The sequence below is a fragment of the Paracoccus hibiscisoli genome, assembly GCF_005048265.1.
Classification (GTDB): domain Bacteria; phylum Pseudomonadota; class Alphaproteobacteria; order Rhodobacterales; family Rhodobacteraceae; genus Paracoccus; species Paracoccus hibiscisoli.
The window spans coordinates 1-12,789 of record NZ_SUNH01000048.1 but is presented as its reverse complement, the minus strand read 5'-3'; the positions used below and the strand labels follow the sequence as shown (position 1 = coordinate 12,789).

Genomic DNA, 12,789 nt, shown 5'->3' with positions numbered 1-12,789 from the left:
CGGCGAGAGAACAGGTCCAGCATCGAGCCATGGGAACGCCCCTGGTCCGAGTGACCATGGCGAGGCGCCACATACAGCCAGCCCTGGGCGGTCCAGATGTAGGTAAAGTCGGCCAGCCACTTCTGGTTCGGGCGATCCGCTTCGAAATCCCGGTCGAGGATGTTGTCGGCGATGACCGATCGTTCTCCATCGTCCCCAGGCTTTCCGCGCCGTTTTGGGCGTGCTTTCAATGCATTCTGGCGCATCAATCGCTCGATCCGGTGAAGTCCGCAGATCAGACCTTCTTCAAGGACATCATGCCAGACACGGCGGGCGCCATAGGTCCGGTCGCTGGCCTTGAAACTCGTGTCGATGGCCGTGACGAGCTTCGCATCGAGGATCGCGCGGTCGCTGAGAGGGCGGTTCAGCCATGCATGGAAACCCGAACGTGAGACCTCCAGAACCTCGCACAGCCGGCTGACCGGCCAGATATGCCGGTGCTTCGCGATGAAGGCGAACCTCATGTCGCTTCCCTCGCGAAGCATGCCTCGCCAGTGGCTTCTCGGACCAATGGCGCAACCACTGGCAACCCTTTTTTAGGATGTCACGCTCCGCCTTGAGCTTGGCGACCTCTTTCTTCAGAGCTGCGATCTCGGCCAGTTCGGCACGCTGCTGGCCATGGCCGGGGAACGCTGTGATCGGGGCTACTGCGGCCTCCCGCATCCACCGACGCAGCACGCTTTCGGCCAGATCCAGATCTCGGGCCGCCTGAGCCACCGTAACGCCCCGTTCTGTCACCAGCTTCACAGCCTCAAACTTGAACTCCTTCGAGAACTTCCGTCTCACCATGTCCGATCTCCAGTCCCTTGGTCACGATCTTATCTTCGTGTCCACGAAACCGGCAGCAGCTCATCATGCTGCCCAATCGCCGGGAAATTGATCCACTGGATCAATTCCTGGTCCGGCTCATACGCCGAAAATCCACTTAGCCCGGCTGTTCAGATTTCCTGAACTACCTCTAAGATGCCGAAATTAAAAGTGAAAGGGCTTCCCTCGGGTGATGGTGGGCGTCTTCTTGTTCGTATGAACGATCGGCACAAATCCGGCATTAGCCGAGACGACATCGCCAAACTCACGAACACAGAAAACGGCAAGGCGCTCTCGGTGCTCGGACCGCCAGGATAAACCGTTCAAAGAACGCCCATGCCTCGTCCGACATCAGGTCTCGTGCCAAGCTGGTCTCCATTGCAGATACCAGCTTGAATCATGCCCGCACCGCGATGTTAATCCCTTTTGTTAACACGACCTATGGCCAGGACTCGTTCTGGCGTCATAGCCAGAACATGACGGTAGCTGCGAGGGCGACGGCGGAGAGGAAGACCTTCGGGCATCTGTCGTAGCGTGTTGCGACCCGGCGCCAGTCCTTGAGCCTGCCGAACATGATCTCGATCCTGTTGCGGCGTTTGTAGCGGCGCTTGTCGTGCTTGATTGGCTTGCCGAGCGACATCCGGCCCGGGATGCAGGGCTTTCTCCCCTTGTCTTTCAACGCTTCCCTGAACCAGTCGGCATCATAGCCCCGATCAGCCAGCAGCCATTCTGCCTTTGGCAAGCTGCCGAGGAGAGCTGCGGCTCCAGTGTAATCACTGACCTGGCCTGCAGTCATGAAGAAGCGGATCGGGCGCCCGTCGGCATCGGCGACGGCATGCAGCTTGGTGTTCATGCCACCCTTCGTGCGGCCGATCAGACGGCCCCTCTGGTCGCCTGCCCCCCCCCTTTTTCGACCGTAGGCTGGTCGCCGTGCGGTGCGCCTTGAGATACGTCGCGTCGATCATCACCGTCTTCGGAACGGCGGCCTCGGCGGCCAGCCCAACCATCATCCGGGCGAAGACCCCCTTGTCGCTCCACCGCTTCCAGCGGTTATAGAGGGTCTTGGGCGGGCCATACTCCCTTGGCGCGTCACGCCACCGCAAGCCATTGCGGTTGACGAAGATTATGCCGCTCAGCACACGCCGGTCATCGACTCGCGGCTTGCCATGTCTCTTGGGAAAGAAGAGCTGGAGCCGCGCCATCTGCGCGTCTGTCAGCCAGAAAAGATTGCTCATCGGTCAGTCTCCTTGCGGAGCCTGAATCATGACAACGGCGCAAGATCAATGGGTCCTGACCCTAGGGCGTGAGGCCAAGGGGGTGGTCGGAGCTGAGGGCAGAAAGCCACACCGTGGTCTGCCGCGGTCCGCTGTTCAAGAACCGGTCCAATCTCAAATTCGCATTGGTTCAGCGCTGCGTTCTGGCGTGTGGGAGATAGCGGCCGCAATAAAACGGCATTTCAGACACGATCGACCCATGCCACGTCACTATTGCAGGTTCGGGATTACGAGTATGGAAAAGGGGCCGGTCGGCCCCTTGTTTCGTCCGGTCCGTGGCGTTGGGGCGGCCTCAGGCGGCCCGCTGCGCGTCAAGTTCGCTGACGACCGGGCGCGGGGCGTCGTCGCGGGTGTAGTATCCGTACATCTGTTCCAGCGCGGCATCCGCCTGAAGGCTGCGCTTGCGGTCTGCGATGCTGAGCGGTTTCGAGGTGTCGTTTGACATGGTCATTCTCCGATGGGTCGTTTCCTCCCACGGGCAGTAAATATTGACTGACCGGTCAAATTAAAACCGCCCTGACGCAAGGTCAGGGCGGGTGCAGGGCAGCCATGCAGGATGCGCAACTCAGCCCAGCTGCAGCATCCGGTGCTTTTTCTTCCCGACCGAGATCTTGATGCCGCGTTCCAGCGCGGCGCGATCCACCGGGGCCTGGGGGTCGGTCACCGGGGCGTTGTCGGCGCGCAGGCCGCCTTCGGCGATCAGGCGCTTGACCTCCTTGCCGCTGGCGACGATGCCTGACTGCACCAGCGCCTGCGCGATCGTCAGCCCGTCGGCATAGTCGGGCAGGGTCGCCACCTCCAGATCGCCGCCCGATCCGCCCTCGGCAAAGACGGTGCGGGCGGTGGCCTCGGCGCTGGCGGCGGCTTCGGCCCCGTGCAGCAGGGTCGTGACCTCATTGGCCAGGCGCACCTTGGCCTCGTTGATCTCGGCGCCCTGCAGCGCACCCAGACGGTCGCATTCGTCGACCGGCAGCTCTGTGTACAGCTTCAGGAAGCGGCCCACATCGGCATCGGTCGAATTGCGCCAGAACTGCCAGAACTCATAGGGGCTCAGCATGCGGTCGTTCAACCAGGTCGCCCCGCCCGCCGACTTGCCCATCTTGCGCCCGTCGCTGGTCGTCAGCAGCGGAGAGGTCAGACCCCAGACCTGCGCGTCATCCACGCGGCGCGTCAGGTCGATGCCGTTGACGATGTTGCCCCACTGATCCGACCCGCCCATCTGCAGCACGCAGCCGTGGCGGCGGTTCAGCTCCAGAAAATCATAGGCCTGCAGGATCATGTAGTTGAATTCCAGGAAGGACAGCGACTGTTCGCGGTCCAGCCGGGATTTGACCGATTCAAAGGACAGCATGCGGTTCACGCTGAAATGCCGCCCGATGTCGCGCAGGAAGGTCAGATAGTTCAGATCGTCCAGCCATTCGGCATTGTTCAGCATGGTCGCCCCGCCCGGGCCGTAATCCAGGTAGCGGGCAAAGACCTGTCCCATGCCGTCGATATTGCCCTGAATCGCGGCGTCGTCCAGCAAGGGACGCTCGTCGCTGCGAAAGGACGGATCGCCGACCTTGGTCGTGCCGCCGCCCATCAGCGTGATGGGGCGGTTGCCGGTCTTCTGGAACCAGCGCAGCATCATGATGTTCAGCAGGTGGCCCACATGCAGGCTGGCCGCGGTCGCGTCATAGCCGATATAGGCCGTCACAGGCCCCGCCAGCAGCGCCTGATCCAGTCCCGCATAATCCGTGCAATCGGCCAGATAGCCGCGCTCGGACATGATGCGCAGAAAGTCGGATTTGGGCTGGTGGGTCATGGGCTTCATCCTTTTGTGTCCGCGCGATATACAGCCCCGAATGGCGAAGGAAAAGCGATGATCCGGGCTTTGGGAATGATGTCGGGCACCTCGCTGGACGGGGTGGATGCCGCGCTGATCGAGACGGACGGGGTGCGGATCGGGGCGTTTGGGCCCTCGGCGTTCCGCGCGTTTTCCGACAACGAGGCCGGGGCGCTGCATGGCGGGCTTGGCCTGTGGCCCGACGCGCCCGCCATCCCGGGCCTGGCGCGGCTGGTCGAGGCGGCGCATGCCGACTTGGCCGCAGGCTTTCCCCAGGCCGATCTGATCGGCTTTCACGGTCAGACCCTGGCGCATGATCCGCGGGGGCGGGGGACGCATCAGGCGGGCTCTGGCGCGGCGCTGGCGCGGGCGACGGACCGCCCCGTGGTCTGGGATTTCCGTTCGGAGGATGTCCGGCAGGGCGGAGAGGGGGCGCCGCTGGTGCCCTTCTTTCACTGGGCCTGCGCCGATTGGGCCGTGGGGCAGGGGCATCTGCCGCCCGCGCCGGTGGCCTTCCTGAACCTGGGCGGGGTGGGCAATATCAGCTGGGTCGATCCGACCGCCGCGGCGCCCGATGCACCGGGGGCCTGCCTGGCCTTCGACACCGGTCCCGCCAATGCGCCGCTGAACGACCTGATGCGTCAGCGCCGCCGCCTGTCCCGGGACGAGGGTGGCGCGCTGGCCGCCAGCGGGCGGCCCGATCCGGACGTTTTGGCGGCCTTTCTGGACGATCCCTGGTTTCAGCGGCCCGCGCCGAAATCGCTGGACCGCGATCAGTTCCCGCAGCTGGCGCAGGGGGTCGACGGCCTGTCCGATGCCGATGCCGCCGCCACGCTGGTCGCGGCGCTGGCCGGGGCGGTGGCCGCCGGGATGCGCTGGCTGCCATCCGCGCCGGAACGGGTGCTGGTCTGCGGCGGGGGGCGGCACAATGCGGCGATCATGGCGGCGCTGGCGCAGGTCTTGCCGATGTTTGTCGCGCCGGTGGAATCTGTCGGCCTGGATGGCGACATGCTGGAAGCGCAGGCCTTTGGCTGGCTGGCGGTCCGCGTGCTGCGCGGCCTGCCGATATCGGGGCCGTCCACCACGGGCGTGCCCGCGCCCGTCTGCGGGGGGCGCATCAGCCACCCCCGCGGGGCTGTCGCGCAGGGGGCGGCAAATTACACAAATGTTTAGGGAACGTCCCTGCAATAACCTGCGTTGGTGGTGTGATGATGGCGAAAGACGCTGTCGAAACAAAGAATTGATGCGGAGACTTAGAATGAAAACCCTCATGATCACGACTGCTGCTGCCCTGGCTTTTGCTGCCCCGGTTTACGCGCAGGACACCGCGACCCCGCCCGCAACCGACGCGATGCCCGCCGAGACGATGCCCGCCGAAGGTACCGCGACGACCGACACCATGCCCGCTGACGGCATGGCCACGACCGAGACCGTGCCTGCCGACGGCATGGCGACCACGACGACCACCGACATGAGCGACATGGAAGTGGCGCTGTCGCCCGAGAACCCCGGCCTGACCGCATCGTGGCTGCAGGGCCGCGCGATCTATACCACCAACCAGCCGTCGACCACGCAGTGGACCGATGCGACCGGTGACGCCGTCCCGGCCGAGTGGAACGAGATCGCCAACGTCTCCGACATCGTGATGTCGCCCGAGGGTGACGTGATCGGCTACATCGCCGATATCGGTGGCTTCCTGGGCATGGGCACGCATTCGGTCCTGCTGGACCGTGACGTGCTGAACATGGCGCAGTTCGGCGACGACACCGTTCTGGCGACCAACTACAGCCAGGAAGAGCTGGAAGCGCTGCCCGAGTTCGACATGGACACCGTCCGCGACTAATTTCGGCAACCCCTCACGAGGTTGAAGCAGAGGGGCGCCCATGTGGCGCCCCTTTCGCATGTCGTTCATTCGGCCAATAAATCATTGGATTTCAGAATAATGACGGTTTGTCGTCAAAAACATTCCTGATGGCCTTGACGGCGCGTGGTGGTCTGCGTAAACCCCGCCTCACCCCGGCGGGCGATCGTCCGGGGGATGAGTTGGGCGGTTGTAGCTCAGTTGGTTAGAGTACCGGCCTGTCACGCCGGGGGTCGCGGGTTCGAGCCCCGTCAACCGCGCCACAACTCATCATTCGCCCGAAGGAAATGCGCGGTTGTAGCTCAGTTGGTTAGAGTACCGGCCTGTCACGCCGGGGGTCGCGGGTTCGAGCCCCGTCAACCGCGCCATTTCCCTCCCTTTCCCCATTCCCCTGATCGCCGCGACCCGCTAAGACGGGCGCGATTTCGCGTATCGGAGGATGTGATGACGAATATGGTCCAGGCCCGGCAGTTGATCGAAGCCCTTGGCACCGCCGCGAGGCAGGCGGCCGTGGTGCTGGCCCAGACCCCACCCCAGGCCAAGACGCGTGCCCTGATGGCCGCAGCCGACGCCGTCATCGACCAGACCCCCGCGATCCTGACTGCCAATGCCCGCGACCTGGACCATGCCCGCGACAAAGGCCTGTCGGAGGCCATGCTGGACCGGCTGCGGCTGGACCCGGCGCGCCTGACCGCCATTGCGCAAAGCCTGCGCGACGTGGCCGGGCAGGACGACCCCGTGGGGCAGGTGATCGCGGAATGGGACCGGCCCACCGGTCTGCATATCCGCCGTGTCCGCACGCCCATCGGCGTGATCGGGGTGATCTATGAAAGCCGCCCCAACGTCACCGCCGATGCGGGCGCGCTGGCGCTGAAATCGGGCAATGCGGTGATCCTGCGCGGCGGATCGGAAAGCCTGCATTCCAGCGCGGCGATCCATGCCTGCATGGTGGCTGGTTTGCGCGCGGCAGGCCTGCCCGAGACCGCGATCCAGATGGTGCCCACCCGCGACCGCGCCGCGGTCAGCGCCATGCTGGGCGCGCAGGGGCTGATCGACGTGATCATCCCGCGCGGCGGCAAGGGTCTGGTCGGACTGGTGCAGGAGCAGGCCCGCGTGCCGGTCTTCGCCCATCTGGAGGGGATCTGCCACGTCTACGCCGACGGCGCCGCCGATCTGGACAAGGCGCGCCGTGTCGTGCTGAACGCCAAGACGCGGCGGACGGGCATCTGCGGATCGGCCGAATGCCTGCTGATCGACCGGGCGTTCTTTGCCCGCCATGGCGACGTGCTGATCCGCGACCTGCTGGAGGCGGGGGTCGAGGTCCGCGCGGAAGGCGCGCTGGCGCAGATCCCGGGCACGGTGCCCGCCCAGCCCGATGATTTCGGGCGCGAGTTCCTGGACATGATCATTGCCGCCAAGCTGGTCGATGGCGTGGACGAGGCGATCGCCCATATCCGCCGCCATGGCAGCCAGCACACCGAATCGATCCTGACCGAGGATGACGCCGTGGCCGAGCGCTTCTTTGCGGGCCTGGACAGTGCGATCCTGATGCGCAACGTCTCGACCCAGTTCGCGGATGGCGGCGAATTCGGGATGGGCGCGGAAATCGGCATCGCCACGGGCAAGATGCATGCCCGCGGGCCGGTGGGGGCCGAACAGCTGACCAGCTTCAAGTATCTGGTGACGGGCGACGGGGTGGTGCGCGCCTAGAACGCGACCTCGCCCCCGGTATCGTCGAATTCATGGCGCAGGGGGCGGTCCTCGGCGCGCGAGGCCTCGGCCAGCAGGGCGAAATGCACCTCGGACGGGGCCAGCGTCCGCGACTGGTCGCCGTCCAGCCAGGCCCACAGGCCCGCATCGACCTTGGCCCGGTCGCATTCCGCGACCAGCCGCCACAGCGGTGCGTCGCGCAGCACGATCAGCTTGCCGCCCCAGGGCATCGCGCTTTCGATGCACATCACGGCCAGGATCAGCATGCGGATCTCGGGGCGGGCGAAATCGCCGGTGGCGTCCAGGGTGATCTGCATCCGGCCCTGCGCCGACATCCCGTCCAGAAGGCGCTGCAGCTCGGCCCGGCCGATGCGCTGGTCGCCCTGCGCCATGCCAAAGGCCATGCGATAGGCCTGGATGCGGGCGCGGGCGGCGCCCACAGCCTCGGCGATCAGGCGCAGTTCGGGCGATTCGGACAGACCGGGAAAGTCGGGCGACATCTCCAGCAGTTCGACCCCGTTGCCGATGGCACCAAGCGGAGAGACCAGATCGTGGCACAGCCGCGATCCCAGCAGGGCGGCCAGATCGCCGGCCGCGATCCGCGTTGTATCGACCGTCATGTGTGATTACCTTCCAGACTGTAGAAGCAGGGAGCCTTCACGGTGAACGAGATTCTGGAACCCGGCATGATCGTGCGTCACCCCGGCGCGCCCGAATGGGGCGAGGGGCAGGTCCAGTCGCGCATCGGCGACCGCATCACCGTGAATTTCGCCGATGCCGGAAAGCAGGTCATCGACGGACGCCGGGTGGCGTTGCAGATCCTGCGCATGGGCGACATGTAAACTCCTGATATTGCAGGGGTCAGGATGCAACCCTTGGTTGCGTGATGCAAGGGGAACTTGAAGGACGGGGTGTCGCGTGTTGCAATGCGGCCCCGGCCTGGCCTAGACAGGCCCCACCCTTGGGACGAGAGAACCCGTGAACCGCGCAGACCCCGCCTTCTTCCAGATCCGCCTGGCGCGCAGCCCGCGTGACCTGATGGCGGCGCAGCGCCTGCGCTACCGCGTCTTTGTCGAGGAGTTGGGCGGCACCGGCCCGCTGGTCGATCATGACGCCCGGCTGGAACGGGACGAGTTCGATCCGGTCGTCGACCACCTCTGCCTGATCGACACGCGCCGCGACGCGGATGCGCTGGATCATGTCGTGGGCGTCTATCGCCTGCTGCGCAGCGACGTTGCCGCCGATTTCGGGCGGTTCTATTGCGACGGCGAATACGACCTGGCGCCTCTGCGCGACAGCGGCCGCCCGCTGCTGGAGCTGGGCCGGTCCTGCGTCGATGCCGACCACCGGGGGGGTGCGGCGATGTTCCTGATGTGGAACGCGCTGGCCGATTACGTGCTGGACCATGGGATCGAGATCCTGTTCGGGGTCGCCAGCTTTCATGGCACGGATGCCGCGATGCTGGCGCCGTCGCTGTCCTGGCTGCACCATCATCATCTGGCCCCCGAAGGTCTGCGCCCGCGCGCACGCGACGGCAGCTTTCAGCGGATGGACCTGATCGCGCCTGACCGCCTGGACCGGCGCGAGGCGATGATGGGCATGCCCGCGCTGATCAAGGCCTATCTGCGGCTTGGCGGCGTGGTGGGCGAGGGGGCCTTTGTCGACCGCGCCTTCAACACCACCGATGTGTTCCTGATGATGGACACGGCCGCCATGTCGGCCAAGCACAAGCAGTTCTACGAAAGCCGCTGGCAGCCGACATGAGCCCGACCTGGCGCGAAGCCGAGCCGTTGCCGCTGCCTGGGCCGCAGGGCCTGCGCGACTGGCTGCGGGTGATCCGCCGCGGGGTGCCCGCGGTGCTGGTCCTGCTGTTGGGCGTGGCTCTGATCCTGCCGCTGCGCGCGGTCGAGCGGCTGTTCCACGGCCCCCGCCGCCCCTGGACCGGCCCGCATGTGCAGGTCACCTGCCGCCTGGTGCTGGCCTGCATCGGGCTGCGCTGGCGGCGCGAGGGCAGGCCTATGCGCGGCCCCGGCGCGGTCGTGGCCAACCATTCCAGCTGGCTGGACATCCTGACCCTGAACGCTGCCCTGCCGGTGTTCTTCGTCAGCAAGGCCGAGGTCGCGTCCTGGCCCGGCATCAACATCCTGACCCGCGTGACCGACACGCATTTCGTCGCCCGCGATCCGCGCCTGGCGCGCGCCCAGGCCGCTCAATTCGCGGCGCGCATCCGCGCCGGCCACCGGCTGCTGTTCTTTCCCGAGGGGACGTCGACCGATGGTCGCCGGGTGCTGCCCTTCAAGCCGACGCTGTTCCAGGGGTTTCTGGCCGACGACCTGCCCGAGGGCCTTGCGATCCAGCCGGTCAGCGCCGTCTATACCGCGCCGCCGGGGGCCGATCCGCGATTCTATGGCTGGTGGGCGGACATGGATCTGTGGCCGCATCTGCTGACCGTTCTTGCGGCAAAGCGCCACGGTGATGTGGCGGTCCGGCTGCACCCCCCGATTCCCGTCGCAGGAAAAGACCGCAAGTCCCTTTCCGCCGCTTGTTATTCTGCGATAGAGACCGACTTTCGCGCCCTGCCGGAGCCTGTCTGAAAGCGCGTTGCGAGGTGCTGTCAAGGCCTTGCCACACACCAGATATGTCTATATCTGGTGTTTAAATCCGAAATCGCCGCTAAGGAATGTGTGAAATGCGCTTTGCTGCCCCCATCGCTGAACAGATCTGGGACATGAAATACCGGATGAAGGACGCCGAAGGGCAGGCGGTCGACGCCTCGGTCGAGGACAGCTGGCGTCGCGTCGCGCGCGATCTGGCGCGCGTCGAGGCGGAGCCCGCCAAGTGGGAGGAAAAGTTCTATTCCGCGCTTGAGGATTTCAAGTATCTGCCCGCCGGCCGCATCCTGGCGGGTGCCGGCACCGGTCGTTCGGTGACGCTGTTCAACTGCTTTGTCATGGGCACCATCCCCGACAGCATGGGCGGCATCTTCGACATGCTGAAGGAAGCCGCGCTGACCATGCAGCAGGGCGGCGGCATCGGCTATGACTTCAGCACGATCCGACCCCGCGGCGCGGTGGTCAAAGGGGTGGCGGCGGATGCCTCGGGTCCGCTGTCCTTCATGGATGTCTGGGACGCGATGTGCCGCACGATCATGTCGGCAGGCTCGCGTCGCGGCGCGATGATGGCCACCATGCGCTGCGACCACCCGGATGTGGAGCAGTTCATCGTCGCGAAACAGGACAGCGCACGCCTGCGCATGTTCAACCTGTCGGTGCTGATCACCGACGACTTCATGGATGCCGTGCGCGCCGACGGCCCGTGGGATCTGAAGTTCGAGGGCCGCGTCTACAGCACCGTCCAGGCGCTGGACCTGTGGAACAAGATCATGAAGGCGACCTATGATTTCGCCGAGCCGGGCGTGATCTTCATCGACCGGATCAACAAGGCCAACAACCTCAACTATGTCGAGACGATCGCCGCCACGAACCCCTGTGGCGAGCAGCCCCTGCCGCCTTATGGCGCCTGCCTGCTGGGGTCGATCAACTTGGCGCGGCTGGTGACGAACCCGTTCACCGACGCGGCCCAGCTGGACCCCGAGGCGCTGGACGATCTGGTCCGCACCGCCGTGCGCATGATGGACAACGTGGTCGACGCGTCGAAATTCCCGCTGGACGCGCAGGCTGAGGAGGCCCGCAACAAGCGCCGCATTGGTCTGGGCGTGACCGGCCTGGCCGACGCGCTGCTGATGCTGGGCCTGCGCTATGGCGCCGATGATGCGGTCGCCCAGACCCGCGTCTGGATGAAGGCCATCGCGCGCGCCGCCTATCTGGCCTCGGTCGATCTGGCCAAGGAGAAGGGCGCCTTCCCGCTGTTCGACGCCAAGAAATACCTGGCTTCGGGCTTCATGTCCAAGATGGACAAGGACGTCCGCGACGCCATCGCCAAGCATGGCATCCGCAACGCGCTGCTGACCTCGATCGCGCCGACCGGCACGATCAGCCTCTATGCGGGTAACGTGTCCTCGGGAATCGAGCCGGTCTTTGCCTATGCCTATACCCGCAAGGTCCTGCAGAAGGACGGTTCGCGCACCGAGGAGGAGGTCGTCGATTACGCCGTCCAGATGTGGCGCGACCTCAGGGGCGACGCCGAACTGCCCGATTACTTCGTGAACGCCCAGACCCTGGCCCCCAAGGACCACGTGGCGATGCAGGCGGCAGCGCAGGAATGGGTCGACAGCTCGATCTCCAAGACGATCAACTGCCCCGAGGATATCGGTTTCGACGATTTCAAGGACGTGTACATGGCGGCCTGGGATCTGGGCTGCAAGGGCTGCACGACCTATCGCCCCAACGATGTGACCGGATCGGTCCTGTCGGTCAGCGAAAAGACCGAAAAGGCCCCCGAGGCCGACAAGGGCGCCGATGTCGTCTACCTGACCGAGCCGCTGGACCGTCCCGCGGCCCTTGAGGGCGCGACCTACAAGCTGAAATGGCCGGGGTCGGAGCATGCGATCTACATCACGATCAACGACATCATCCACGGCAACCACCGCCGCCCGTTCGAGATCTTCATCAACTCCAAGAACATGGAGCATTACGCCTGGACGGTCGCGCTGACGCGCATGGTCTCGGCCGTGTTCCGCCGCGGGGGCGACGTGTCCTTCGTGGTCGAGGAGTTGAAGGCCGTCTTTGATCCGCGCGGCGGGGCCTGGATGCAGGGCCGCTATGTGCCCTCGATCCTGGCGGCCATCGGCGGCGTGATCGAGCGCCACCTGGTCGAGACGGGCTTCCTTGCCGGCGAGGGCTTGGGCCTCAAGGCCGACCCCCAGGCCGAGGTGATGGCCGTGGGCGAGGCCCCGCGCGGCCCCGCCTGCTCTAGCTGCGGGCAGTACGGGATGCGGATGGTCGAGGGCTGCATGACCTGCCCCAGCTGCGGTCACTCCAAATGCGGCTGATGGCGGACCGGGACTGATCTGTTGTTCTGACAGCCAAAAGTTGTCCTTTTGCCGCCCATAGCTTGTTCTTTCGCAAGGCATAAGTTTACCATCGGGCAGAAAACTTTGCAGATACATCAAGAGGTGGTCCGTCGGGCGGCCTCTTGTCTTTTCTGAGCCTAGTTTGGCGAAGACTGCACAATGCGTCTAGCCGTAATGAGCTGCTGCCGGTTTCGTGGACACGAAGATAAGATCGTGACCAAGGGACTGGAGATCGGACATGGTGAGACGGAAGTTCTCGAAGGAGTTCAAGTTTGAGGCTGTGAAGCTGGTGACAGAACGG

Annotated in this window: 11 protein-coding genes, 2 tRNA genes and 2 pseudogenes; 9 read left to right on the top strand and 6 right to left on the bottom strand. The window is 65.2% G+C overall.

Annotated features, from left to right (window positions below):
• The 5 genes and pseudogenes from FA740_RS18410 to tyrS all read right to left on the bottom strand — a co-directional run.
• Nucleotides 1–828, bottom strand: a pseudogene (locus FA740_RS18410) (IS3 family transposase); the annotation flags it as partial.
• Between the two features lie 313 nt (nucleotides 829–1,141).
• Nucleotides 1,142–1,225 (bottom strand): annotated as a pseudogene (locus FA740_RS18405) (IS5/IS1182 family transposase); the annotation flags it as partial.
• An 84-nt stretch (nucleotides 1,226–1,309) separates the two neighbouring features.
• A protein-coding gene (locus FA740_RS18400; protein WP_420873158.1) for an IS5 family transposase occupies nucleotides 1,310–2,081 on the bottom strand; the annotation gives its coding sequence in 2 pieces (ribosomal slippage) (nucleotides 1,310–1,762 and nucleotides 1,764–2,081; 771 coding nt in all).
• Between the two features lie 331 nt (nucleotides 2,082–2,412).
• A complete protein-coding gene (locus tag FA740_RS19820) occupies nucleotides 2,413–2,571 on the bottom strand; it encodes a hypothetical protein (RefSeq protein ID WP_169306374.1) in 159 nt (52 codons plus the stop codon).
• Nucleotides 2,572–2,685: 114 nt separating this feature from the next.
• On the bottom strand, nucleotides 2,686–3,924 hold the full coding sequence (gene tyrS, locus FA740_RS18395; protein ID WP_136858269.1) for a tyrosine--tRNA ligase: 1,239 nt from the start codon (nucleotides 3,922–3,924) through the stop codon (nucleotides 2,686–2,688).
• A gap of 57 nt (nucleotides 3,925–3,981) precedes the next feature.
• Between tyrS and FA740_RS18390 the strand changes: the two genes are divergently transcribed.
• From FA740_RS18390 to FA740_RS18370, 5 genes are all read left to right on the top strand, one after another.
• Nucleotides 3,982–5,118 (top strand): anhydro-N-acetylmuramic acid kinase, encoded by a 1,137-nt coding sequence (locus FA740_RS18390; RefSeq protein ID WP_136858268.1) that lies wholly within the window; start codon nucleotides 3,982–3,984, stop codon nucleotides 5,116–5,118.
• Nucleotides 5,119–5,203: 85 nt separating this feature from the next.
• The gene (locus FA740_RS18385) at nucleotides 5,204–5,788 is read left to right on the top strand and encodes a PRC-barrel domain-containing protein (protein WP_169306373.1); all 585 of its coding nucleotides are present in this window, start codon (nucleotides 5,204–5,206) and stop codon (nucleotides 5,786–5,788) included.
• Nucleotides 5,789–5,992: 204 nt separating this feature from the next.
• Nucleotides 5,993–6,069, top strand: a tRNA-Asp gene (locus tag FA740_RS18380).
• 28 nt (nucleotides 6,070–6,097) lie between these two features.
• Nucleotides 6,098–6,174 (top strand) — tRNA-Asp (locus tag FA740_RS18375).
• 76 nt (nucleotides 6,175–6,250) lie between these two features.
• Nucleotides 6,251–7,516, top strand: coding sequence for a glutamate-5-semialdehyde dehydrogenase (locus FA740_RS18370; RefSeq protein ID WP_136858266.1), 1,266 nt, complete (start codon nucleotides 6,251–6,253; stop codon nucleotides 7,514–7,516).
• Here FA740_RS18370 and FA740_RS18365 read toward each other — a convergent pair.
• Nucleotides 7,513–8,136 (bottom strand): histidine phosphotransferase family protein, encoded by a 624-nt coding sequence (locus FA740_RS18365; RefSeq protein ID WP_136858265.1) that lies wholly within the window; start codon nucleotides 8,134–8,136, stop codon nucleotides 7,513–7,515. The two genes, FA740_RS18370 and FA740_RS18365, sit on opposite strands and share 4 nt — an antisense overlap.
• A gap of 42 nt (nucleotides 8,137–8,178) precedes the next feature.
• Between FA740_RS18365 and FA740_RS18360 the strand changes: the two genes are divergently transcribed.
• The 4 genes from FA740_RS18360 (at nucleotide 8,179) to FA740_RS18345 (ending at nucleotide 12,467) form a co-directional block, all read left to right on the top strand.
• On the top strand, nucleotides 8,179–8,358 hold the full coding sequence (locus FA740_RS18360; protein ID WP_136858264.1) for a DUF3553 domain-containing protein: 180 nt from the start codon (nucleotides 8,179–8,181) through the stop codon (nucleotides 8,356–8,358).
• 136 nt (nucleotides 8,359–8,494) lie between these two features.
• Nucleotides 8,495–9,280 (top strand): L-ornithine N(alpha)-acyltransferase, encoded by a 786-nt coding sequence (gene olsB, locus FA740_RS18355; RefSeq protein WP_477624043.1) that lies wholly within the window; start codon nucleotides 8,495–8,497, stop codon nucleotides 9,278–9,280.
• Nucleotides 9,277–10,110, top strand: a complete 834-nt coding sequence (gene olsA, locus FA740_RS18350) for a lyso-ornithine lipid O-acyltransferase (protein ID WP_136858263.1) — start codon at nucleotides 9,277–9,279, stop codon at nucleotides 10,108–10,110. Before olsB ends, olsA begins: the two co-directional genes overlap by 4 nt.
• A gap of 95 nt (nucleotides 10,111–10,205) precedes the next feature.
• A complete protein-coding gene (locus FA740_RS18345) occupies nucleotides 10,206–12,467 on the top strand; it encodes an adenosylcobalamin-dependent ribonucleoside-diphosphate reductase (protein ID WP_136858262.1) in 2,262 nt (753 codons plus the stop codon).
• The last annotated feature ends 322 nt before the right edge of the window (nucleotides 12,468–12,789 follow it).

Excerpts from the sequence above, each read along its gene's own strand:
- FA740_RS19820 (WP_169306374.1), bottom strand. The coding sequence starts at position 2,571 with ATGACCATGTCAAACGACACCTCGAAACCGCTCAGCATCGCAGACCGC.
- tyrS (WP_136858269.1), bottom strand. The coding sequence starts at position 3,924 with ATGACCCACCAGCCCAAATCCGACTTTCTGCGCATCATGTCCGAGCGC.
- FA740_RS18390 (WP_136858268.1), top strand. The coding sequence starts at position 3,982 with ATGATCCGGGCTTTGGGAATGATGTCGGGCACCTCGCTGGACGGGGTG.
- FA740_RS18385 (WP_169306373.1), top strand. The coding sequence starts at position 5,204 with ATGAAAACCCTCATGATCACGACTGCTGCTGCCCTGGCTTTTGCTGCC.
- FA740_RS18370 (WP_136858266.1), top strand. The coding sequence starts at position 6,251 with ATGACGAATATGGTCCAGGCCCGGCAGTTGATCGAAGCCCTTGGCACC.
- FA740_RS18365 (WP_136858265.1), bottom strand. The coding sequence starts at position 8,136 with ATGACGGTCGATACAACGCGGATCGCGGCCGGCGATCTGGCCGCCCTG.
- olsA (WP_136858263.1), top strand. The coding sequence starts at position 9,277 with ATGAGCCCGACCTGGCGCGAAGCCGAGCCGTTGCCGCTGCCTGGGCCG.
- FA740_RS18345 (WP_136858262.1), top strand. The coding sequence starts at position 10,206 with ATGCGCTTTGCTGCCCCCATCGCTGAACAGATCTGGGACATGAAATAC.